The organism is Alteromonas sp. R7, assembly GCF_055755235.1.
In genome coordinates, this window is sequence record NZ_JBVTQX010000003.1 from 220,453 (window position 1) to 244,486 (window position 24,034).

General features: G+C 44.6%; 15 protein-coding genes. 5 read left to right on the plus strand and 10 right to left on the minus strand.

Annotated elements, in window-relative coordinates; translation table 11 throughout:
• Nucleotides 1-161 precede the first annotated feature (161 nt).
• From AC0J2X_RS06680 to AC0J2X_RS06690, 3 genes are all read left to right on the plus strand, one after another.
• Nucleotides 162-4,181 (plus strand): ExeM/NucH family extracellular endonuclease, encoded by a 4,020-nt coding sequence (locus AC0J2X_RS06680; RefSeq protein ID WP_061486054.1) that lies wholly within the window; start codon nt 162-164, stop codon nt 4,179-4,181.
• A gap of 11 nt (nt 4,182-4,192) precedes the next feature.
• The gene (locus tag AC0J2X_RS06685) at nt 4,193-4,804 is read left to right on the plus strand and encodes a PEP-CTERM sorting domain-containing protein (protein ID WP_014949888.1); all 612 of its coding nucleotides are present in this window, start codon (nt 4,193-4,195) and stop codon (nt 4,802-4,804) included.
• A gap of 115 nt (nt 4,805-4,919) precedes the next feature.
• Nucleotides 4,920-5,807 (plus strand): WYL domain-containing protein, encoded by an 888-nt coding sequence (locus tag AC0J2X_RS06690; RefSeq protein ID WP_039225312.1) that lies wholly within the window; start codon nt 4,920-4,922, stop codon nt 5,805-5,807.
• A gap of 52 nt (nt 5,808-5,859) precedes the next feature.
• Here the strand turns inward: AC0J2X_RS06690 and AC0J2X_RS06695 are convergent, their stop codons facing one another.
• The 4 genes from AC0J2X_RS06695 to AC0J2X_RS06710 form a co-directional block, all read right to left on the minus strand.
• Entirely contained in the window at nt 5,860-7,983 is a 2,124-nt protein-coding gene (locus tag AC0J2X_RS06695; protein ID WP_014976843.1) for a response regulator, read from the minus strand.
• Between the two features lie 91 nt (nt 7,984-8,074).
• On the minus strand, nt 8,075-9,277 hold the full coding sequence (locus tag AC0J2X_RS06700; protein ID WP_069944527.1) for a pectinesterase family protein: 1,203 nt from the start codon (nt 9,275-9,277) through the stop codon (nt 8,075-8,077).
• Between the two features lie 13 nt (nt 9,278-9,290).
• The gene (locus tag AC0J2X_RS06705; RefSeq protein ID WP_069944526.1) at nt 9,291-10,757 is read right to left on the minus strand and encodes a glycoside hydrolase family 28 protein; all 1,467 of its coding nucleotides are present in this window, start codon (nt 10,755-10,757) and stop codon (nt 9,291-9,293) included.
• A gap of 33 nt (nt 10,758-10,790) precedes the next feature.
• Nucleotides 10,791-11,996 carry a glycoside hydrolase family 88/105 protein gene (locus AC0J2X_RS06710; RefSeq protein ID WP_069944525.1) on the minus strand — a complete coding sequence of 402 codons (1,206 nt, stop codon included), beginning with the start codon at nt 11,994-11,996 and terminating at the stop codon, nt 10,791-10,793.
• 682 nt (nt 11,997-12,678) lie between these two features.
• On the opposite strand from AC0J2X_RS06710, the gene AC0J2X_RS06715 reads away from it, so the two are divergent.
• Nucleotides 12,679-15,378, plus strand: a complete 2,700-nt coding sequence (locus AC0J2X_RS06715) for a TonB-dependent receptor (protein WP_069944524.1) — start codon at nt 12,679-12,681, stop codon at nt 15,376-15,378.
• 203 nt (nt 15,379-15,581) lie between these two features.
• A complete protein-coding gene (locus AC0J2X_RS06720; protein ID WP_069944523.1) occupies nt 15,582-16,517 on the plus strand; it encodes a rhamnogalacturonan acetylesterase in 936 nt (311 codons plus the stop codon).
• A 144-nt stretch (nt 16,518-16,661) separates the two neighbouring features.
• On the opposite strand, the gene AC0J2X_RS06725 is transcribed toward AC0J2X_RS06720, so the two are convergent.
• The 6 genes from AC0J2X_RS06725 to AC0J2X_RS06750 form a co-directional block, all read right to left on the minus strand.
• The gene (locus AC0J2X_RS06725) at nt 16,662-17,633 is read right to left on the minus strand and encodes a sugar kinase (protein WP_014976838.1); all 972 of its coding nucleotides are present in this window, start codon (nt 17,631-17,633) and stop codon (nt 16,662-16,664) included.
• Entirely contained in the window at nt 17,630-18,268 is a 639-nt protein-coding gene (gene eda / locus AC0J2X_RS06730; protein ID WP_069944522.1) for a bifunctional 4-hydroxy-2-oxoglutarate aldolase/2-dehydro-3-deoxy-phosphogluconate aldolase, read from the minus strand. Before eda ends, AC0J2X_RS06725 begins: the two co-directional genes overlap by 4 nt.
• Nucleotides 18,268-19,809: a mannitol dehydrogenase family protein gene (locus tag AC0J2X_RS06735; protein WP_069944521.1), complete on the minus strand. Its 1,542-nt coding sequence runs from the start codon at nt 19,807-19,809 to the stop codon at nt 18,268-18,270. The genes eda and AC0J2X_RS06735 overlap by 1 nt, the downstream gene beginning before the upstream one ends.
• A gap of 2 nt (nt 19,810-19,811) precedes the next feature.
• Nucleotides 19,812-21,227: a glucuronate isomerase gene (gene uxaC, locus AC0J2X_RS06740; protein WP_069944520.1), complete on the minus strand. Its 1,416-nt coding sequence runs from the start codon at nt 21,225-21,227 to the stop codon at nt 19,812-19,814.
• Between the two features lie 11 nt (nt 21,228-21,238).
• The gene (locus tag AC0J2X_RS06745; RefSeq protein WP_014949875.1) at nt 21,239-22,729 is read right to left on the minus strand and encodes a UxaA family hydrolase; all 1,491 of its coding nucleotides are present in this window, start codon (nt 22,727-22,729) and stop codon (nt 21,239-21,241) included.
• A gap of 209 nt (nt 22,730-22,938) precedes the next feature.
• On the minus strand, nt 22,939-23,955 hold the full coding sequence (locus AC0J2X_RS06750; protein WP_014949874.1) for a LacI family DNA-binding transcriptional regulator: 1,017 nt from the start codon (nt 23,953-23,955) through the stop codon (nt 22,939-22,941).
• Between the last annotated feature and the right edge of the window lie 79 nt (nt 23,956-24,034).

Consider the following 24,034-nt stretch of genomic DNA (forward strand, 5'->3'; position numbering starts at 1 on the left):
AAGTTCAGCAGAGTTAATCAATAAGTAAGTTTATTTTAAACGTCTAAGTTTCTGATTTTTAACGTTTGTGACGTTTATATTATTATTTTTATTAAGTGCTTGCTGTATATACGTATGTATAAGAATTTATACCTTCCTTATACAAAAAAGCGGAAAGCAAAATGATTCATGAGGGTAACACACAAAAGTATAAGCTGAGGAAATCAGCTAAAGTAGTCAACGCGTTGTTGGCGGGCGCATTGTCGTTAGGCGTTGTTTCTATTAATGCCTCTGCAGATACAGTATGGCAAGAGGACTTCGAAGCAAATGAACTGCAAGGCAAGGGCGCAACTGGCTCAGACCCAGCGGGAGCAATTGTTGATCTTGAAGGTGTTGATCGTTGGTCAGTAGACGTGTCAGCGAGTGAGCTAAGTGCCACTTCAGACTGGTTCCGTGTTGAAAGCGGCGCAATGCAAGCACGTGATACTGACGGTGAAGTAGTCTGGTTGAGCGAGTCTATCGATATATCTGGTGCCGGTGATATCACCATAAATGCCGTGCTTTCTCAAAGTGGAAATTTTGAGTCGACAGACTACATCGATGTATTTTACTCATTAGATGGTGGCGCATTCGAGCTTATTACGCTTTCAGAAGGGGCAACGAATACGGTACAGGAAGACTTTGGTTCTGCAACACTGACCGAAACGATAGGTAGCGGAAGCACTTTAGAACTGAAAGTAGCCATGGCTAACAACTCGGGTACCGAATATCTCAATTTAGACAGTATTTCAGTAAGTGGAAATGGAACTACCGATGGCGGGGATACTGGCGGTGACCCTGACAACGGCGGTGAACCTTCAAATGAACTTCTTTTCTTAAGTGGTACTTGTTTTAACTGCCCTGATTTGGAAGCAGTTAACCTAGCCAGCGACTTTGTTGCATCTGACTATTACGCAGCTCTCGACATAGCTATTGCAAACGGTGAAAGTGCGCAAACGTTAAAAGACACGGCGCATAACATCATTGAAAATGGTCATCGTACGCTTTCTTACTCAGAAGTGTGGACAGCACTCACTTACACTGATGAAGATCCTGCTAACACCGATAACGTTATCTTGTTCTACAAAGGCATATCACAAGGCAAGTTTACCAACGGTAGCGGTAGTCAAAGCACCAACCCAGACAATTGGAATCGCGAACATGTTTGGGCTAAGAGCCATGGTTTTCCTAGCTCAAGCCTAACGGCATACAGCGATATTCTGCACCTGCGTCCTACCGATATTTCTGTAAATAGCTCGCGCGGCAACTTAGATTTTGATTTTAGTGATAGCGTGCTTTCTGAAGCTCCGTTAAACCGAGTTGATGATGACTCTTTTGAGCCTCGTGACGCAGTAAAAGGTGATGTAGCACGCTCAATGCTATACATGGACGTGCGTTACGATGGCAATACAGCTGGTGATACCGAAGACGACTTAGTGTTAGTAAATCGCCTTACCTCTACTAGCGAAGCCGCGTTTGGTAAGCTTTGCGTATTGCTTCAGTGGCATGAAAGTGATCCAGTGGATGACTTCGAACGTCGTCGTAACGAGCGCGTTTATGAATTCCAAGGAAACCGAAATCCGTTTATTGACAAACCTGAACTTGCTTCACTTATCTTCAACGAGAGTTGTGATGGTACAGGTGGTGATACTGGCGGTGACACGGGTGGTGATACCGGCGGCGACACAGGTGGTGATACCGGCGGTGACACAACACCTTCTACCAGCAGTATTTACATTTCAGAATACATCGAAGGTGGCGGTTTCAATAAAGGTATAGAGCTTTTCAATAGCTCGACACAACCGGTAAGTCTAGCGGGTTATGAGTTAGTTTTACTCTCCAATGGTGAGACCGCAGATGCTGACCGTAAAGTGTTAGCACTTGAAGGCACAATCCCAGCAGGTGGCGTAGCAACATTCGCTCACGGAAGTGCAGATGCACTGTTAACTGCCGGCTCAACGATTAGCAGCTTCGTGATTAATTTCAATGGCGATGACTACATTGAGCTCGTCGCTAACGGTCAGGTTGTTGATGCTCTAGGTACGTACGGCGTTAAAACTAACTGGGGTAAAGACGTTACTTTGGTACGCAAGAGTTCAGTAACGGCAGGCAACCCTAACCGCAACCCAGCGTTTACCCTTGAAGAATGGGATAGCCTACCAAAAGATACGCTTAACAATTTTGGTTCGCACAATGGATCTGTTAGCGAGCCTACGGATCCAACTGACCCGACCGACCCAACTGATCCTACAGACCCAACTGACCCAGTTGGTGAAGTAGTCTTAATTAGCGCTATCCAAGGCGAAGGCGATACCTCGCCACTTACAGGCAATGACGTTGTTGTTGAGGCAGTAGTGACTAAAGTTGTGCCGGAAATGAACGGATTCTTTATTCAAGAAGAAGCCGCCGACTCTGATGGCAATGCTGCGACGTCTGAAGGTGTATTTGCCTATTCGACAACCTTCACTGAATACCCATCTGTTGGTGACGCTGTGCGTGTTAACGGTGCAGTGGCAGAATACAATGGCATTACAGAAATTGTACTAAGCGCCAATGCTGAAACGCTAGGTGCAGGTGCTGATATACTAACGACAAGCATTGAAATGCCATTTGACGAGAGTGTTAACCTAGAGTCACTTGAAGGTATGCAGGTTCAATTCCAGCAAACTTTGAACGTGACAGACGTTTACAATCTTGGTCGATATGGGCAATTCAACGTGTCATCAGGCCGCCTGATGATCCCTACAAACCAATATGCCGCGGGTTCAAGTGAAGCTATTGCCTTGGCTGAAGCGAATGCACGCAACACATTTTTGGTTGATGATGGCTCAAGCGCACAAAATGCTGACGATATTCCTTTCCCAGTTGGAGGTTTATCTCATGCGAATCCTCTGCGTTTAGGCGACAGTGTAGAAGGCCTGGAAGGTGTAATGCACTACGCATTTGGTGCTTATAACTTAATTCCAGTTGGCGCTCTTCAAACTGTACGCACAAACCCAAGAACAGATGTGCCCCAGTTAGACGTACAAGGCGATGTCAAAGTGGCTAGCTTTAACGTGCTTAACTACTTTAATGGTCCGAACTTCCCTACCTCTCGTGGTGCAGACTCAGAAGATGAATTTGCCCGCCAGCAAGCGAAGACAGTAGCAGCCATCGTTGCGATGGACGCAGATGTACTTGGCTTAGTAGAAATCGAAAACGATGGATACGGGAGTGATTCTGCCATTGCTTCTCTTGTAAATAGCGTAAATGCTGAACTTGGTAGTGACGTGTATAGCTATGTAGCACTTGAATCATTACTTGGTGGTGATGAAATTGCGGTAGGTATTATTTATAAGCCTGCAACGGTCACACCACAAGGCGCAGCGGTTACTTCCTCTGAAGCTCCTTTTGACTACGGTAACCGCCAGCCGCTGTTACAAACCTTTAGCGTAAATAGTAACAGCGAAGCGTTTACGCTCGCGGTAAGTCATTTCAAATCAAAAGGAAGCTGTGGCAGTGCAACAGGTAATGATGCTGATTTAGGTGATGGACAAGGCTGCTGGAACGAGCTACGTACCCAAGCTGCGTTAGGGCTGACAGCGCTTGTGCAAAACAGTGAAGGTTTGTCTGACCGAGTTATCGTAATGGGTGACCTAAATGCTTATGCGAAAGAAGATCCAATTCTTGCTCTCGAAGACGCCGGTTACAGCAACTTGGTGAACCTCTTCCACGGCGAAAGTGCTTATTCTTATAGCTTCGGCGGCGAAATGGGTTACTTAGACCACGCGCTATCAAGCTCAACTTTGACTGAGTATGTGGCAGACGCAACGGTTTGGCATATCAATGCTGATGAGCCTCGTGTCTTCGACTACAACGTTGAATATAAGTCAGAAACACAGCTTTCTAGCTATTACGGAGCTGATGCTTATCGTTCGTCAGATCACGATCCAGTAATTGTTGTGCTGGATTTCCCTGAAACGAGTGAGCCGGAGCCAGTAATTGGTGATTTTGATGGCGATAGTGACATAGACAACACCGATATTGTGGCGTTCTACACCTTGCTTCTGCAACGTCAAGCGACGGTTGAAGAGCACGACTTTAACAATGACGGCAGATTAAATATCTACGATTTATACGCGTTAATGTCTATGTGTACACGTACCGCATGTGCAGTTCAGTAGTTGGAAAGAAAATGAAAAAAATTATTTTAATGGTATTGGCAATTGCTACTTTTAATGCAAATGCCGCAATAATTGAAATCTCTACGGATAAATCAATTTATCAAGTAGGAGAAACTATCACGGCGACGGTAAGCTTTTCTAATGAAGATGCTTTTTTAGGTATCGTACCGTTTCCTCAACCGTTTGATGTATATAACACGACAATTGGTTTTAACGATTCGCTCTTGAGTTTTATTGGCGCTTCTACGTTAAATCCTTTTGGCTCAGTTAGCAGCTTGGGGAACCCAGTGTTAGAGATGTTTCTACCTCCTTTTCTACCGGGGGGAATTTTAGAGATAGGTTCACTAGCTTACTTGGAACAAATTGATTTGTTCTATCAACTGCAGACACCAGTGATTGGTTTATACACCGTGCAATTTATCGCACAGTCTGTTGGTGACATTACAATTGATGGGTTGTCAGGTTCTTACATTTTTCAAGGCTCTCAAGGGGGGCAGCTGACGCCTATACAAGTGAGTAGCGCAAGTTTCAGTATTGCAGAAGTACCTGCACCAGGTACCTTCGCGCTTTCGCTTCTGGCTTTAGGTGGTATGTTTTTCGCTCGCAAACGTGTGAAGTCATAAACCTTAATGGCTAAAAGTTTAAGCCCAGCCACGTGCTGGGCTTTTTTATTTCTATTGCTATTTACATACGGCTTTAAATAAACCACACTGAATAAAAATACAATAAGTGTGCACCATGTTAGAAACCATTTCTTTTTCTCAACGCCAACGACTGGCGTATATCGATTTCTGCCTTTTGTTTAAAGGGGCTATTCATCGCCAAGACTTAATAAATCGTTTTGAAGTGGGGCTATCGGCTGGTTCTCGTGACTTTACGCTATACAAAGAGCTCGCCCCTGATAACTTAGTCTACGATCCAAGGGAAAAACGTTACTTTCAAACAGAAAACTTTATTCCAGTTTTTGAACACGATGCAAAGCGAACCCTTGTGAAACTTGCCAACGACATATCAGATGGATTCGATGCGATCGGTGACATACATTTCCCTGTTGAAAGTGCATCTTCACTTAATGTTCCTGATATCTTTGTGGTGGCGAAAGTGGTACAAGCCATCGTGAACAAAAAGGCGATGAGCGTAATCTATACGTCGCTTTCAAGCGGCAGTGGTGCAAGAGAGTTAGTGCCTCACAGTATTGTTGATAATGGTCAACGCTGGCATGTTCGCGCATTCGACAGAAAATCACAAAGTTTTAGAGATTTTGTGCTAACTCGAATTAGTAAGGTAACGGTTAAAGCAGAACCTGAAACCCATGAATGCATAGATTGTGATGAAGAGTGGGGGCGACTTATCTCACTTGAAATTGTGCCGCATCCTAAGAATATTAAATATGCCACCGCAATAGAGCTTGATTACGCCATGGAAGAAGGCGTGCTTACATTGGAAGTACGGGCTGCCATGGCGGGATACCTGCTTAGACGTTGGAATGTTGATTGTACAAAACATGCAAGCTTACGTACCGGAGAGTATCAACTTTGGCTTAGGAATCAGCAGAGCCTTGCGAATACCGACAATTTAGCCATCGCGCCAGGGTACATTGCAGAGCAAGAACCCTATACCGTATAAAATGTGGAAGTGGCCTGCCAAACAGCTCCTTGTTGAGTGTTAGTACATGCAGCTAACCGATATATTTCTTGATACAAACCAGTAGTGTGTCTTTGTCTAAAGGCTTGGCTAAAAAGTCAGTCATGCCGGCAGCCAAGCACTCTTCTTTGTCTTCTGCGAAGGCGTTTGCAGTGAGCGCAACAATTGGAGTGTCAACCTCCAATGCTTTGCGTAATATTGTTGATGCCTCAATACCTCCCATGACGGGCATATTGCAGTCCATCAAAATAAGGTCGAATTGATGTCGCTTGCCCACGTCTACGGCATCTTTTCCGTTCTTAACATGCAGGAACTTATAGCCTTCTGACTGCAATATAGTCTTCACGATTTCGGCATTGATTTCGTTGTCTTCAGCTAGCAGTATGCGTTTCTTCTTATTACCTTCTTTAACATCATTATGAGATACGGGTTTTGTCTCAATTAACCTTCCTAAATCATGCTCAAGTTCTCGACGATTAATGGGCTTAGCATGCGTGCGCCAGATAAGTTCAGACACATCATTTTCATCTTCTAGTCGTTCCAGTTCAGCAGAGATAAGAATGATTTTAGGAAATTTATCTGGGTTCATCGCCTTCAACTGTTCTAGCAAATCGACCCCGCTCATCTCTGGCATAGACAAATCAAGAATAATAACGTCGAAAGCCAGTGGGCTGTCTGATAGGTAGGCTTTTGCACTATCATAACTTTGGGGCACAATCGACATGGAGGTAACGACATGCTCAAAATATTCGCGGCTGGTTTGTAAATCATCAACTATCGCACAGCGCAAATTAGCACTGGGTTCAACGTTAATGTCAGGCAACTGAGATTCTTCCGCTGCCATAGTAAAACTGAAGGTGCTTCCTTGGCCTACAAATGAGGTTACATTGATGTCGCCGAGCATGAGTTTCGCCAACTGCTTCGCAATACTTAACCCTAGCCCTGTACCTCCGTACTCACGGGTGGTGGATTGGTCGGCTTGCTCAAATTTCTTAAAGATATTATCAAGCTTTGATGACTCGATACCAATGCCGGTATCAATAACATCGAAGCTTAAATAATTGCCATTTGGGCGTTTGGTATAGGTGACCTTTAGCGTGACAGAACCTTGTTCAGTAAACTTAATTGCATTACTTAACAAGTTGTGCAGAATTTGCGAAATACGAGTGATATCGCCTTTAATTACGTGAGGTAGGTCAGGGTCTTTTAAGTAATGAAATTCAAGACCTTTTCTTTGGCAGTAAACCCGCTGTAACGACACCACATCGTCCAAGACTTGTAATAGGTCGACTGGCGCCTGTTCAATTTTGATTTTGCCTGCTTCAATTTTTGATATATCGAGAATATCGTTGATTAACACAAGGAGTTGCCTACCAGCAGTTTTGGCTTTTTTAAGGTAGATGTTGCTTTTGTCAGGGTTGTCTATGGCCAACTCGATCATGCCAAACAGGCCGTTCATTGGTGTACGAAGTTCGTGACTCATGCTTGAAAGAAACTCTGATTTTGCTTTGCTTGCTCTACGAGCCTCATCAGCCGAACTTTCCGCTTGCTCTTTCAAGCTCGTTAGTTTGGCAAATGACCGTTTAACGGTGCGCTCCATAGGGGAAAAGATGAATGCTGCTTCGATACATAATAGAGCGAGTGTGGCTAGCCATAAGTAAACTTCAATCGAAAGAACCACATCTACTCTAGCAGTGGCGTCTTGCTCGAACCGCGCGACGACATAATCAAGCTGTTGTAATAGCGATGTCAGCGCTTGAATATCTAAAAGCGTAGTGGGCTGACACTGTGCTGCATCTAAAATTTGATCGGCGCTTTTTATGTATCGGTTTACTTTGTTGTCGAGCTGGCCTTCGTTAAAGTAAGTATTAGAGATAGAGGCGGGAAGGTTATCGAGTGACACAAGCTGTTGATGATTTTGTTTGAAACGTGCTAACGATTGCGCCAAATACCTTTGCTCTTCACTGTCTTCGCAAATGTTTGGTGTAGAGGTGAGCAACGCAATACGCTGTGAAAGCATGCGTTGCTGACCCGCGATATTGATAATTTCAGCATCTTTCTTCTGATCACTGATTAATTCGTACAGAACAATAAAAGAAAGAGTGACGAGTGTAGCGGTTAGCAATAACGCAACGATATAACGAACACGTATAGACATAAGGGTAGTAGTGGCACAGTGATAACTAAAAGATAATAGATACCAAGTGGTTACGCAATGTGCCGAGCAAATTACTTACGCTTATGTTGCTCTATTTAATATCGTTCGGGATGTTATTAGGCACCCAGCCTCGCAATACCGCCTCTTTAGTGTAAAAAGCCGCGTTTTTATCATTCAGAAAATGAGAGTTTATTGCTGGTGAGGAGACTGCTTTAGGAGCACCTTCTCCGTGAGATTGGTACTCGGAAAATCTTGCTTCTGTGTGGGGATTAAATGGTCTCTTTGTACCTGATGGCGTAGTTCCACCCATAGTAGTCCAGCGCTTTTGGATGATATGACCTGCCATATAGGTGTTGATAAACGTGGTTTTACCTACAGCGTAAGGGTTTGCATATCGGCCATCTGAAAAGGTGGTTGTAGGATGCCAAGGCCTTCCCAGTGCCACGCTTTCATCTGGAACGCCTTGTTCTCTTTCAAGCCTACAGTTATTGAACGTTAACCCATAAGGACGCTGTAAATGAGTGCTTGGGGCGGTAATGTAGCCTGTTAGTCCTTCGCTATCACCGCCAGAATAACGTGTACGGGAAACAATAGAAACGCTTTCAAAAAACGCGGTGCCCTCACCAAAAATAAAGTCAATATGTCCTGCTATTGTTCCGCCTTCAATCAGAGCGCGGTCACCTTTTAAATAGAGGGTATCTTGGTAACCCCAAAGTGCGACATTTTTAAGGTAAGTGCGATCTGAGTTCACATCGGTTTTAAGCGCTACTGCCTGCGTACCTGATAATCGAGTAGGATCGTCTTTTGCTTTGACCTCGTTACCGGGATAATCAAAATCATTGGTGATAGTGATATTTTCCAGAGTGATATTATCCCCTAAAATCTCCACAGTGGCAGTGCGACGAGTTCCCCATTTTTCTTGAGAATTCTCTGCGACTTGTTGACCTGCATACCGATTGAAAACGATAGTCGTTGTTTCTTGCGACTGGCCCACAAAGTGAACATTATCAACGTTTATGACGACACGCTCTCGATAAACGCCTTCGTTAATAAAGACGGTCCATACTTTATCTTTTTGTGGCTTGTGAGACGCGATATAAGTAACAGCTTGGGACACAGAGTTAAAATGAGGTAAAGCGTCCTTAGTTACGTCACTGTCATCGTCACTGTCACGTGATTTAGCTACCACTACATCCGTTGTTGCTGGCATTGCCGCGCTTAATCCACTGAAAAGTATACCTGCCAGCAACACAAAGGCTAAACTAAGACTGACACGTGCTTTATTAAATTCCATAGTATTTATTCTTCTACAGCCCGTGCTTGTTAAATGGTTGGCTATTAATAAACACATTGTTTATTGAAAGATGCGCAACGTTTTCGATAACGGCATCTTTAAGCGCACGTTTTATCGTTATGTTATTCAACGTCAACCCAGAAATAGGCGTATGGTCATACCCGCGAAGCACAAAGGCCCGGTTAGCTGACGCAACGTTCAAGTTCTCTATAGTGATATCTTCCAGTAGTGGAGGGAAGTTACCGGCATCACCTTCTTCGTAGAAGAAATTCACGACAACAGCGTCTTTCACCGTCCCAATATCGATATTGCGATAGTTTAGATTTTTTAGGTGGCCACCCCGAATACTGTTGGTTTTAATTCTAATGCCGCGGTCTAAATCAGGGCTACTCATGGTGCAATGCTGAGCATAGAGATTCTCTACACCGCCGGATATTTCACTGCCGATTACAACACCGCCATGGCCAGCCTTCATCTCGCAATGTTCTATGACGATATTACTGCAGGGAACATTGACCCTTCTGCCGTCTGCATTGCGTCCAGATTTAATGGCAATGCAATCGTCCCCTGTATCAAATGTACAGTTAGAGATAAGAACGTTCGTGCAGCTTTCAGGGTCGCACCCGTCCGAATTTGGGCCGAAACTTTTACAGTACACGTCGTTAACGGTGACGTTCTTGCAAAGCACAGGGTTAACTAACCAAAATGGAGAGCGCAGGATGGTAACACCCTCGATAAGTACATTTTCACAGCGGTAAGGTTGTATAAACGGAGGGCGCAGGTAATTATTTTCAAAAACGCGGTCACTAACGGGTGTCCCGTTTTCTACCATTTCTTGCAGCGTGTCTCTGGTATATTTTTGGTTCTCAACCGGATCGTCACCCCATGTTGAAGCCTTCCACTTACCTTTCCATGGCCACCAGTTGTCTTTCGCAGCGCTACCGTCAAGCGTACCTTTGCCGGTGATTGCGATATTACTTTGCTCAAAAGCATAAATAAGAGGGGAGTAACCCATTAACTCCATACCTTCCCAGCGAGTAAAAACATATGGTTTGTAATCATCAGGATTGGTAGAAAATCGAATTGTTGCGCCTGCCTCAATATGCAAGTTTATATTCGACTGTAAGTGAATTGGGCCGGTGCATAGCCAGTCGCCTTTTGGCACAACCACTTTGCCACCACCTTGGCGTGCGACTTGGTCGATAGCTGCATGTAACGCTTGCTTAAAGTCACTGCCATTTTCATTTAAAAAGTCGGTAACATTAGCTTCGCGCTTTGCAAAGGTGGGGCGCTTTATCATCCCTTTAATAAGGTTTGCTTCGGCGTCCCACTGGCGTTGAGTCCTTCCCGTTTCGGTCACATTTGCACATCCGGATAGGAATGTAGGAACACCTACAGCCATCCCAGAAGCTGCAACAGTGGTGGCGAGACCAGACTTTAAGAAGTGACGTCTGGCATTCGGTGAGTTAGGTCGGACCATCATATACCCCTTTTATTTACAATTTAGCGCTTTTTACTTATTCAAATAATGTGCAGCCAGAATGAATGGGCCTACACCTTTCGCGTCGTTTGCTCTGATTGGCTCACTCATGTAGTAGTCGAATGAACCATCTCTATATGGATTTCCACCAAGACCAGCAACAGCGCAAACTTGCTCAAGGCTGATAACGTTAGTATCTGGATTAACCGAAATCATTTGATCAAGGAGTCCAGCAAACCCTTTTTCTGCGTGAGCTTTGTATTCATCAGGAAGAAACTTAAGGCTTGCACCTTTAGCCATAGCGTAGGTCAACATTGCTGTACCTGATGCTTCAAGGTAGTTTCCTTCACGGCTTCCCAAGTCAGTAACCTGATACCAGGTGCCTGAATTATGTTGATAGGTAAGCGTAGCGTCGATAAACGCTTTAAAGCGCGCTTTTAGCCACGGTGTTTTTGGATGTTCGGCAGGAACAACTTCTAGCACATCCACCATTGCCATAGCATACCAACCTAGCGAACGTGACCAGTGATGTTGAGAAAGACCTGTTTCTTTATCAGCCCACTTTTGCTTCTTAGATGCGTCCCAGCCATGTAAGGGGAGGCCTGTTTTTTCGTCGTAAAGGTGCTCTTCAATGAGTTCAAATTGCAAAAATACGTCGTCTAGCTCTTTCATATCGCCGTACTTAACAATGTATTCAGCGTAGAAGGGGGCCCCCATGTATAGGCCATCAAGCCACATTTGGTCTGGATAGCGTTTCTTATGCCAAAAGCCACCTTGCTCGGTACGTGGGTGAGTAGTAAGCTGCGTTCTAAGTAGGTCAGCGGCTTTTTTGTATTTAGGGTTGCCGGTTTCTTCATAGAGGAAAAACAGCACTTTACCAGGGTTAACCATATCAATATTAAACTTATTGATATCATAGGTTTTGATACTTCCGTCTTGTTGAACCAACATGTCGTAGTAACCTTTTACATAAGACAGGAGACGGGGATCTTTAATCTCTTGATAGACTTCTGTTATGGCAAGGAGGTTGAGACCGTGAACGTAATCCCATTGTGGCTTCTCATCCCAATCGATTTGCCAAGCTTCTGGGAAACGCACCATCTCAGACTCTATCATTCTCATAGACCATGATTGTGTGTTGTCGAGAGGCATTTGTACCCAATCATTTGCATTAGCAGCGGAAGAAACAAACGCCGTGCAAGCTACAACGGAAGCTGCGCGTAGAATACCTTTTAGCATAACAAACCCTTATTTTTATAACATTGTAAATACACTCTGTGCTACCGGTAGCATAATGGTTTTTATTTGCTCATATGTCAACGGAATTATTTACATTTTTTAACTTTTATTTTACGCGTCGAAAAAGTGGTAGATATAACGTAAATGCCTGTATTTAAATGTTTTAATTGAAATATTTATCCTGCTTGGGTTAGTTTCATTAATCTCTTCTTCTTTCATCATTGCATATCAATTTTCTAATTATTGTAAATTTTTTCAACAAAATTGTTGCCACCGGTAGCATAACTGTTTAGGATGTAAATCAAATGTAAAGCTTGAGTGTTGTTTTCGAGGTTTACATTATTGCCGAAGAGAAGTTTTGCGTTAATTAGAAAACATAGCTGTACCCTGCAACTCTTCTCATTCAAGGTTTTGGTGGTTTACGAGACCACTATAGAGAATGAATTAGAATTGACGCGTTTTCGCTTCCTTAACAGCCAAGACGTGCTATCGGATAAATGTAAAGCATTGACGGTATTAATCACCAAAATGTTATCCGGTGGCATAAAGGGAAGTGAAATGGTTAAATACGATAAATGTTGAATTTGTGTAAATTTTGAATAGTTCACACACGTTTCAAAAGCATCTTCACCTTTTGTCAGTATGCGCGTCTCTTATAAATATAAAAACCGGAGAAACAACAATGTTACCAAAGAAAAAGCAACTCGCTGTTCTTGTTACGCTAGCGTTGTCAGGCGCACATATTCATGCGCAAGAAGCCACAGACGAACAAGCCAGTGAAACCGAAGCGCAAAATATGGAAGTCATTGAAGTATCAGGCTTTCGTGGATCACTTAATAAATCACTGATGGAAAAGCGAACATCAGTTAACAGTAAAGAATCAATTGTTGCGCAAGACATTGGTAAATTCCCGGACTTAAATATTGCTGAGTCAATTCAACGTGTACCCGGCGTAGCCATTTCTCGTGAAGGTGGAGAAGGGCGCCAAATTACTTTGCGTGGTTTGAGCCCTTCATTTACCCGCACAACACTTAATGGCATGGAAGTGCCAGCAAGTACAGATGGCACTGACTCAGGTGGCGGTGTAAACGGTGGACGTGGCTTTGACTTTAACATTTTCGCTTCTGAATTGTTCAACCGCGTAGATATTCAAAAATCTCCTACCGCCTCTATGGAAGAAGGCGGCATTGCAGGTACGGTTGATCTGTACTCGGCAAAGCCGTTTGATTACGACGGTTTTAAATTCGTTTCATCTCTTCAAGGCGGCTATAACAGCATTACAGAAGAGACCGATCCTCGCGCCGCTTTCATGATCAGCAACCGTTTCGCTGACGACAAAGTCGGTGTGCTTTTCTCGGCAGCGTTCTCAGAGCGTACAGTAAGACAGGAAGGTTTTGGTACAGTTCGTTGGACTACTCCAGTTCGTGATGGTGGTGGCATCTTTGGCGATACATCAAACACGGTTGTTAACGGTACACCTGACGTAGATGATTGCCAGTATGAAGGTGAGTCGGTAGACCCGATTAATTGTTTATGGACTCCTCGTTTACCTAGACCTGACTACTTTGGTAATGATCAAGAGCGTGTAGGCTTCACCGGTTCAATTCAGTGGGCTGCAACAGATAATTTCACACTAACGCTAGACGGTTTAGTGTCCAAGCTTGATAACACCCGTACCATGTATAACTTCTTCCACATGTTCAGAAGTACATTCGAAGAAATTACGCCTACCTCTATTACTATTCATCCTAATGGTCAACAGGTGCTGGCTGGTACGTACGACGGTATCAAATCGCGTATTGAAAGCCGTTTACAGGAATCAACTACAGACTTTAGCCAATTTGTAATTTCTGGCGAGTGGTTTATTGGTGAAAACCTTAAACTTGATATGATGGCAGGTACTGCAGAGTCTGACGCTCGTTCAGAGCAATATCGTTACAATATGACGCTGCTGGAAGAAACCAGCTACGGCTTTGACTTTAGCAATAACAGCAACGCGCCAGAAGTGACTTACGGTTACGATGTTAACGATGCAAGCAACTATAATCTAAGCGATGGCCGATTACGTGCTACTGATGTATTGCGCGAAAACGACACGGTCAAATTTGATGCGACATACTTAGGTGATGAAGTCACTATTAAGGCTGGCTTTGCCTACAATGACCGTGTTGTAACCTACAGTGAAGAGCAAATAAATGGCTTCCCGGATCAAGACTCGGCAGTAGGTTTTGCTGAAATTATGCCGGTAGACGATTTCGGAAGTGGTTTTGATGGCCCTCTTGACCCGTTCCTTGTTGCCGACTTTGACGCTATTAATAGCCAATTGTTAGATGTGGTTTGGACACCGCGTTCTGCACAAAGCTGGCAAGTAGGCGAAGAAACATCAGCAATGTATCTTGAGCTTGATACGAGCTATGAGATTGCCGACATGTTACTTCGCGCTAATTACGGTGTGCGTTATGTGAAAACAACCACAACCTCTGAAGGCTTTATTCAAGGCGAAACGGTACAAATCGAAAACGAGTACAATAACTTTTTACCAGCAGTTAACTTAGCACTTGAAGCAACTGATGACGTAGTTGTTCGCCTTGGCTTAACACAGTCTATGACTCGCCCAAGCCTGAACTCATTAAACCCTGGTAACCCAAGCTTTGATTATATTAACGGCTCGGTGAGCGTGGGGAACCCATTCCTTGATCCGTTTACGTCGAACAACGTTGACTTTGGTGTTGAATGGTACTTCGATGACGAAGCGCTACTAGCAGCAACAGTGTTCTACAAAGACATTGATAACTGGATTGTTCGCGCATCAGAAGAGCGTTTAGTCGACAGTGCTTACTACGACTTTATCGACAACGATGCACAGTTTGACCCTGTAATTGCGCTAGACCCTCGCACTATTCCATACGAGCATAGCAGTCCAATTAACGCTGAAGACAGAAGTGTAAGCGGTTATGAGTTAATTTATCAGCAGCCGCTAAGTTTCTTACCAGGCCTGTTCGAAAACATGGGTATCGTGTCGAACTACACTCACGTTAACGCTGACGACATCGAAGGTATGAGTGAAACATCGTACAACTTTACGGTGTATTACGAAACAGACCAATACGGTGCGCGTGTGTCAGTTAACAAACGCGACGATTACCTGACAGACTTTACTGGCAGCAATGGTAACGTTGCGCACGGTACGACAGGACCTACGCAGGTAGATTTCTCGTCATTTTATAACGTAAACGACGAGCTAACGTTGACCTTTGAAGTCATTAACCTTACCGATGAGTACGAGCGCTTGTTTACCACGGGTGATGGCTCTTTGAACTTGGTACGTGAGTACAACCACACGGGCCGTCAGTTCTTCTTGGGTGCTCGTTATACTATGTAAAAAAACAGGCCGGCCAATTATGTTGGCCGGCCTGAGATAATAATTAAATGTTGTGTTCCGTGAAGACGGGTGTGTTTGGCCATCGTAATGATGGCCTTTTTTATGTGCAAAAAGTGTAGGCAGGGAGGAATTCAGCACGCCTCTACTTCACTTTTTGAGCAATTTGCATCGCAACAATAGAAATATTGAAAAGGAGAAAAGGTGTGAAAAATTCAAGTAAACCCACCACAGGGAAAATATTCAACGCGCTGCGCTACAGTCTTGCGAGCGTTTTTGTTGTATCGAGTACTTTTGCAGTGGCAGACCAGCAAGGCACGAGTACACTTCACATTAGTTACGCGGCGCAATCTAGCGCTTATGCACTTACCAGTTCGGGTTCCCAAAATGCTTCAATCCAAAGCGCTACTAATAAAGGCAGTGAAGAGGCTGTAAAAGCTCCACCCTACAAAAAGCCAGTTACCCTACATCTTGTCGGCGATTCAACCATGTCAGACAAGCCTATGTTGTCATATCCAGAGCGTGGGTGGGGGCAATTGCTTCCTGAATTCATGCTGCCCAATCTTAATATTAAAAACCACGCGGCTAACGGCAGAAGCACAAAGCGATTTGTAGATGAGGGACGCTGGCAGCTTCTGTTATCCGATCTGTCTGAAGGTGATTTTGTGGCTATTCAGTTTGGTCATAACGATCAAAAACAGTCGGATCCTGCTCGCTATGCCGACCCGGAAAATGCTTATCCAGCTTACTTGAATCAGTTTGTTCAGGATGTTGAAGCAAAAGGGGCATCAGTGATTATCGCAAGTAGTATCTGCAGGCGTCATTTCACTGAGGAAGGTGTATTAAAACGGACGTTGCTGGCGTATGCCGATGCAGCGAAGAAAGTGGCAGCACAAAATAACGTGCCATTTATTCCTATGAACGCTTTAACTTGCGATTTTCTTGCTCAGGTAGGCGAGCCTAAAAGCAACCATTACTTCATTAAGGTGCCCGCCGACTTATATGCGCGCTACCCTGAAGGCAAAACGGACGACACTCACTTGAACGTTGTGGGCGCGGCGAAAATGGCGCAAATATTCGTGCGACAGCTAAAAGCGACAGCGCACCCACTGGCAAAATACGTATATCGAGACACGTTGTAAGCTCACATAAAAATGAAGTGGCGCGTTATTGCGGGCGTGCCGCGTTTTTTAGTGGGGGATCGCCTTTATCTTAATTAGCGTGCTTGCTTATGGTTACAATGGCAGGAAATAGAAGAGAAAAGAAAGAGGAATGTCACATACCGACTATAGCGACGGTATGTGATTAGTGAAGGCATCACCTGATATAATGGCACCGGGGTAGGTAATCACAGTAGCTGCCACTTTTGCCCCATAGCTCGCGCTCTCAACAGGTTTTCTACCTGCAAGTCGAGCGGCCATATAACCGCCATTAAATGCATCGCCAGCAGCCGTTGTATCAACCACCTGTTCAACACGCTCAACAGGCACAATACATTGCTCTTGTTGGCGGAGTATATGAACGCCAACTGCCCCGTTTTTCATTACGATTTCTTCAATCTGTTTGTCGGCTAAATAGCTAAATATTTCATCAGCATTAGTGTGGCCAAACAGCATTAAATGGTCGTCTGCACCTGGGAACGCCAAGTCTGCTTCAGCATATGCCTTACCCGTCCAGTATTTGGCATCTTCTTGAGATGACCAAAGACGAGCTCGATAATTAGGATCAAAGGCAATCTTACTGCCTTTGGCCTTGAGGGACGAAATCAGTTCGAAAAGTGTAGCGCGCTGTTCGTCATCTAAAATGGCAATAGAGATACCGCTCAAATAAAACCAATCACAAGCAAATTCAGCGCCCTTCATAATGTTGAGCGTCTGTGTTGCTGCAGATTGGTTACGCCAATATGCAAAGGTTCTTTCACCTTCGTTGTCGTTGCGGATCATATACAGGCCAAGGTTACGCGACGACGAGCGAAACACTAAATCAGTGTTAATTTCGTGCTCACCCATTTTAAACAGCAGCTCATCGCTTAAAAAGTCTGCGCCGATCGCCGTTAAGTAACTAATGGAAGATGAAGGCAAGCAGCGTTTTAAATAAACCGCAGTGTTGTACGTGTCGCCAGCAAAGCTTTTCGCCATCAGATTATTATCTGTGTTTTCATCGCGCGTACTAACTGATGACTCACGCTGAGTGCTTCGAAGCTCTACCATGCACTCGCCAAAAATAACCATTCTTTGGTTGGTATCAACTATGCTCATGCCGCAGCCTCATCAAACAATGTTAGGCTTTGTTGACATGCCAAAGTTATAGCTTGCCAATTTTTTGCTTCAATGGCTGCCTTCGGCATCATCCATGTACCGCCTACTGCTCTTACATTGCCAAGCGAGAGATACTCATTCGCGTTGTCGCCATTAATGCCGCCGGTAGGGCAGAAGGAAACATCGCTAAATACGCTTGAAATAGCTTTAAGAAAAGGTGTTCCGCCGCTAAGACTCGCAGGAAAGAACTTCATTTCGCGAATGCCTTTTTGGTGCGCCAAAAGAATATCGGCAGGCGTAGCGACACCTGGCAAAAAGGGTGCATTAGACGCAATCAGTGTATCGAGCAATGTCTCTGAGCTCGTGGGCGTTATCAAAAACTGCGCGCCTGCATCCAACGCTTCAAATACGTGGTTGCGATTTAACAATGTGCCCATACCCACAACGAGTTCAGGAAACTGTTTTCTAATGGCTGACAGGGCTTCAAATGCTGCGTCGCTGCGTTTCACTACTTCTATGTTGCACAGGCCGCTATTTGCAATTGCTTCTGCTAGGTGAAGCCCCTCGTCAATAGATTTAGGCTGAATAATAGGGAGTAATGGGGCGCCTTTAAGCATGGAAAAGGTACTTTTCATCACGCGGTTCCTTTTAGTGAATCTAGCGAACTTTCTGTTAACGTAGTGGGAGCAGAACCTTGCTGACCTTCGTTGCTGTTTTCGTGCGATAAAATGTTAAGCAGCTGATTAACTTTTTCGAGCACTTTTTCTTTGAACGTAGTGTTTACCGACAGTTCGGCGAACATGGTTTCAAGTGATAGCAATTTTTTTGCAAGTTCTATTGCCTGAAAGTCTACCGATTTTGCTGTAGCCCTTAACATACTATCTAGCGGGTCGGTGATAGTTTCGTTTAAACGTGCCTTGTTGTTTACAAATAGGCACCAGGCCGCAACGGCACTGCAGAGCAAATTAATATTTCGTTTTGCTTTTAGGTTATCGCGTACTGTGTCGAGAATTCGAAATGGGATTTTCTGTGACCCATCCCAAGCAATTTGCGACAACAGGTGGCGAATATGCTTATTCTCATAGCGCTTAACAATGTCTTGTGCGTAAGCGTTCAGATCGAAGTCTTGTGTTCCGCTATCGGCATTCTCGTTATCACTGGATAGAGACGGAACAATTTCTTCTTTCAACATGGTTTGAATCAGTTGCTTTATGGCTGGGGTACGCATTGCGTCGAATACGGTTTCCTTGCCAAGCAATAACCCTATGTAGGCCAGTGTTGAATGTGTGCCGTTTAGAATGCGAAGCTTAGCTTTCTCAAAGAAGCTCACATCATGAGTAAAAGTAACGCCAACTTTATCCCAAGCAGGTCGTGGGCCAGAAAAATTATCTTCAACCACCCATTGAGTAAATGCCTCTCGCTGAATAGGCCAGTTATCAGTTAAACCCAGCTCAGCGGCAACGCTGGCTTTAAAGCTGTCTTCAGTTGCTGGCGTAATACTGTCAACCATAGTGCAGGGGAAGGCGATGTTCTCGCTGATCCATTGGCCGAGTGATTCATCCGTTTTATTGGCGAACTCGGTCACCGCTTTTTGCAGCTTTTTACCGTTGTCTGACACGTTGTCACAGCTGATAATGGTAATATCTGCATAGCCTGCCTGCTTACGTTGTGCTAGCGCTTGCACAATTAGGCCAACTGCACTTACCGGTGTTTCTGGCGTGACTAAATCAGCTTTAATATCCGGATGATCAGTATCTAGATGACCTTGCGCATTAAGGCAATAGCCCTTTTCTGTCACGGTAAGCGTCACAATTTTAGTTTGCTTGTTTACCAGCGCAGCAACAATGTCTTCACGATCATGTGCTAATGTAGACAGGGTTTTAATTGCGCCGATAATGCGGGTTTCAGGCTCGTTATCAACAATACACAACGCATAGAGATTGTCTTGTGTACTCAACGCTTCTTTAAGTGATGCGCTGCGCATTGACACACCGTGAATGCGCCAGTCACCGCCATAAGCCAGCGCCTTTTCGGTATAATACGCTTGGTGCGCACGGTGAAAGGCACCTGGACCAATATGCACAATGCCACAACCGGTTGCTTCCAGATCGTAATTTGGTTTACTTACGCTGTCACTTAAAAGAGGTAGCGTTGAAATTGATAACGGCTTTGTCATGATTACCCCAGTTTGTACGCTTGTTTAGCAAAATCATAAGTGAGTTTTCTTGCAATGCTGGCCGCTTCTGTTTCACTGATGCGGTGCTCCACAACTAGCTGTGCAAGGAAGCGACAATCAATGCGTCTGGCAACATCATGACGTGCAGGGATAGATAAGAACGCGCGCGTATCGTCATTAAAACCAACGGTATTGAAGAAACCTGCGGTTTCTGTCATTTGATGTCTAAAGCGCAACATGCCTTCAGGGCTATCGTGGAACCACCAAGAAGGACCAAGTTTCAGGCAAGGGTAGTGGCCCGCTAGTGGCGCTAATTCACGGCTGTACGTGGTTTCATCTAATGTAAATAGAATAATGTCGAGGTTAGGCTCGTTACCGTATTTACCGAGTAACGGGCGAAGCGCTTTAACAAAATCTGTTTGCATTGGAATGTCGTGGCCTTTATCGCGACCAAACTGTGTAAAGAGCTGACTGTTGTGGTTTCTAAACGAACCAGGGTGAATTTGCATCACCATGCCGTCTTCTACACTCATTCCCGCTAATTCGGTAAGCATTTGCGCTCTAAATAGCTCTTGCTCTTCAGCGTTACTGTTTCCACTTCTTACTTTATCGAATAAAGCAATACACTCAGCTTCACTTAAATCAGCTGTGTTCGCCGTTGGGTGTCCGTGATCTGTTGCTGTTGCACCGTGTCCTCTAAAGACGGCACGTCGTGCACGAATTGCGTTCAGGTAGCCCTGCCAGGTTGCAGTATCTTCACCGGTGAGTTCACCAAGTTTCTCAATGTTTGAAACAATATCTTCGCGTGAAGCATCGACTACATCATCAGGTCTAAAGGTGGTGATAACCCGCTTTGCCCACGGTGTATCTTTAATCGCTGCGTGATGGGGAAGGGCATCAAGCGCGCCTTCGGTGGTAGCAATCACTTCAATATTGAAGCGGTCCATCAGCGCACGGGGTTTAAAGTCATCCCCTTGAAGCTGCGCAGTGATGTGGTCGTAATAATGCGTTGCGTTGTCACTACACAACATCTCTCGCAAACCAAATACATCGTGAAATACAGTGTCTAACCACAGACGCGATGGTGTGGCAGCAAATAGATGGTAGTTATCTGCCAGAAGTTTCCAGATTTTACGTGGATCCTGTTCCGTTTCGCCGCCGTCCCAACGTGGCACACCAATATCGGTTAATTTAATACCTTGGCTATACAGCATTCTGAACACATAGTGATCAGGGGTGATAAACAACTCGGTTGCATTGGTGAAATTATTGTTTTGTGCAAACCAACGTGGGTCAGTATGGCCATGTGGACTTATGATAGGGAGATCTCGAATTTCCTTATACAGCGCTTTTGCAACACTTCGGGTTGCTTCATCGGCAGGAAAAAGTCTATCTTCATGTAATAATATCGATTCCATAACGCTCTCTTTTAGAGGGTGACGCCACGTTTCCAAATAGCAATCTCATGGCTGCCATTCTTCTCGTTGCAGGTTTGTTGACCAGATGCCACTGCCAAGCAATGTTGGAGTAGCGCTTCGGCACACTTATCGATAGAGACGCCTTCTAGAACTTGTCCAGCGTTAAAATCTATCCAATGTGGCTTCTTATTAGCGATATCTGAATTTGACGATATCTTGACTGTGGGTACAGGAAAACCAAGGGGCGTGCCTCGGCCTGTGGTGAATAAAACGATATGTGCCCCCGATGCTGCCAACGCCGTTGAACTAACGGCATCGTTACCAGGTGCTTGTAATAAACTTAGGCCTTTATCTTGCTTGGGCTCGCCATACTGCAAGATAGACTGAATAGTAGACGTTCCACCTTTTTGAACCGCGCCGAGAGACTTTTCCTCTAGCGTGGTTAAACCGCCTGCCTTATTGCCTGGAGACGGGTTTTCGTAAATAGGTTGATTGTGGGCGATAAAGTAGTTCTTAAACTCATCAATCAGCGAGTTAAACGCCTCGAATACGTCTTTGTTTTTAGCGCGATTCATTAAGAGCTGTTCGGCACCAAACATTTCTGGCGTTTCGGTTAAAATGACCGAGCCACCTAGATTACACATTAAATCGGTAACACGCCCTACTGTTGGGTTGGCAGTAATACCGCTAAAAGCGTCGCTACCACCACACTTCATGCCTAAGGTTAATTCGCTAGCGTCGATAGGCTCACGTTTGTCATTAGCCATTACTTTTAACAAGTCATAAACCGCATTGACGCCTTCTTCTAACTCATCTACCACTTCTTGTGCGTTGTAGAAGCGAACCCGATTTGCCGGTTTATCAACGTGAGGCAGTAAACTCTTAAGCTGATTGTTTTCGCAACCCAAGCCTACAATTAACACCGCACCAGCGTTCGGGTGAGATGCGAGAGAGGCTAAGATAGTGCGCGTGTCATCTAAATCATCGCCCAGCTGAGAACAGCCAAAAGGGTGGGTAAATGCGCGGAATCCGTCGCACTCGCTAGCGAAACGACGATTACATTCGTTGGCAATACGGTCTGCTGTTCGATTTACGCAGCCTACGGTATTGATGATCCATACTTCATTGCGAATACCCACTTTTCCATTTTCTCTTCTGTAGCCCATGAACTGTAACCCAGAAGTAAGATGGTTTTGTTTTGAAGCGGTATTTGACGGCGCGTAAACGTATTGTTCAGTGCCTTTTAACTTAGTCTTTGCGTTATGGCTGTGAACATGTTCACCAGCATTAATTTGGCTTGTTGCAGCACCAATGCTGAAACCATATTTCACGATGTCGCCACCGTCTGACAGGGTAACTAAGGCAACTTTATGGCCAGCAGGAATGTCTTGGCTAACTGTAATGTCATATTCAGCGATGTAAGTGCCAGCCACGATAGGGCAGGTTGCAACCGCAACGTTATCGTTATTATGCACTTTAACTAGTTGTGTTTTAACGTCCATTACAAGTCCTGCTTTATCTTTACGGCTTATTTAACTGCCAAGCGTTGTTAAATAAGCACTGTGTACTTAAAAAGAGCGATAGATTAGAAAACGTTGCTTTTTACGCTCTGTTTACAAATTGTTTATTTTTAACATTCTTTTTTATTGTCGTGCCACCGGTGGCATAATAGGTCGAAAAAGAAGTGTTAGCAACACTTCATTGTAAAAAATCACACTTTTTTGATTGAATCGCGAATAATTAGGTGAGGTTTGACCAGATACGTTTCGGTTTCACTAACTTCACTGCCTTCGATATGCGCGATGATTTTACGCGCTGCGATAGCTGCCATATCGCCAACGGGACGTTGAACAGTGGTAAGGGCAGGGATTACGCGGGCAGCAAGTAAGTTGTCATCGAACCCCGCGACGGATAGTTCGTCAGGTACGGTTATTCCCATTTCATGAGCCACTTTCAATACGCCTGCTGCCATTTCATCGTTGTTTGCAAAAATAGCTTTAACTCGTGGTGACTGAATAAGCAATTGACGCGCGCATTCTATACCGCTTTCGAAGCTGTTTTTACCCTCAATTACCCTGTTTTTAGGTACATCGACACCCAGGCCGTTAAGCGTTTCAACAAAGCCTTCCAAACGCTCTTTTGAGGAATAATACTGTTGCGGACCGCTGATGATACCAATGTCTTTATGGCCTAGTGAAACCATATAGCGCGCTAAGTCACTTAAAGCAGCTCTGTCGTCACTCACTACGATATTTTGATGGTCATCTAAATCTACTGACGCCATTCGCACATAGTTAATACTCTTTTGTTGCAGCGCGTCGGCTAATAACTTCGATTCGGATACCGGTGGCAATATGATGACACCATCTATGTTTGAACGACGCACAAAGTTAATACAGTCTTCTACAAAACCTTCGGCATTATAACTACAAGGGTGTACAACTAACTCATAACCCTTTTGAGAACATATGCTTAACACGCCTCTTTGTACTTGGTCTATATACAAGGCATCGGGGTTGTCATAAATCAAGCCTATCAAGTAAGAGCGGCTAGTACTTAAACCACGCGCTTGTTTGTCAGGGGCAAACCCCGTTTCTTGAATGACCGCTTCAATGCGCTCACGTGTTGCTTTTCCCACATTGGTCGCACCGTTAATGACGCGTGACACGGTACGCTTTGATACACCTGCTAGGGCTGCAACATCATTGATAGTCGGGCGCTTGTTCATAATTCTCTGTTTTTCCGCGCTATTATGTCGTTACTTCCGATATTACCATACAAATACGGGTAATACGTTTTTGTTACTT

Excerpts from the sequence above, each read along its gene's own strand:
- AC0J2X_RS06680 (WP_061486054.1), top strand. The coding sequence starts at position 162 with ATGATTCATGAGGGTAACACACAAAAGTATAAGCTGAGGAAATCAGCT.
- AC0J2X_RS06685 (WP_014949888.1), top strand. The coding sequence starts at position 4,193 with ATGAAAAAAATTATTTTAATGGTATTGGCAATTGCTACTTTTAATGCA.
- AC0J2X_RS06690 (WP_039225312.1), top strand. The coding sequence starts at position 4,920 with ATGTTAGAAACCATTTCTTTTTCTCAACGCCAACGACTGGCGTATATC.
- AC0J2X_RS06695 (WP_014976843.1), bottom strand. The coding sequence starts at position 7,983 with ATGTCTATACGTGTTCGTTATATCGTTGCGTTATTGCTAACCGCTACA.
- AC0J2X_RS06700 (WP_069944527.1), bottom strand. The coding sequence starts at position 9,277 with ATGGAATTTAATAAAGCACGTGTCAGTCTTAGTTTAGCCTTTGTGTTG.
- AC0J2X_RS06705 (WP_069944526.1), bottom strand. The coding sequence starts at position 10,757 with ATGGTCCGACCTAACTCACCGAATGCCAGACGTCACTTCTTAAAGTCT.
- AC0J2X_RS06710 (WP_069944525.1), bottom strand. The coding sequence starts at position 11,996 with ATGCTAAAAGGTATTCTACGCGCAGCTTCCGTTGTAGCTTGCACGGCG.
- AC0J2X_RS06715 (WP_069944524.1), top strand. The coding sequence starts at position 12,679 with ATGTTACCAAAGAAAAAGCAACTCGCTGTTCTTGTTACGCTAGCGTTG.
- AC0J2X_RS06725 (WP_014976838.1), bottom strand. The coding sequence starts at position 17,633 with ATGAGCATAGTTGATACCAACCAAAGAATGGTTATTTTTGGCGAGTGC.
- eda (WP_069944522.1), bottom strand. The coding sequence starts at position 18,268 with ATGAAAAGTACCTTTTCCATGCTTAAAGGCGCCCCATTACTCCCTATT.
- AC0J2X_RS06735 (WP_069944521.1), bottom strand. The coding sequence starts at position 19,809 with ATGACAAAGCCGTTATCAATTTCAACGCTACCTCTTTTAAGTGACAGC.
- uxaC (WP_069944520.1), bottom strand. The coding sequence starts at position 21,227 with ATGGAATCGATATTATTACATGAAGATAGACTTTTTCCTGCCGATGAA.
- AC0J2X_RS06745 (WP_014949875.1), bottom strand. The coding sequence starts at position 22,729 with ATGGACGTTAAAACACAACTAGTTAAAGTGCATAATAACGATAACGTT.
- AC0J2X_RS06750 (WP_014949874.1), bottom strand. The coding sequence starts at position 23,955 with ATGAACAAGCGCCCGACTATCAATGATGTTGCAGCCCTAGCAGGTGTA.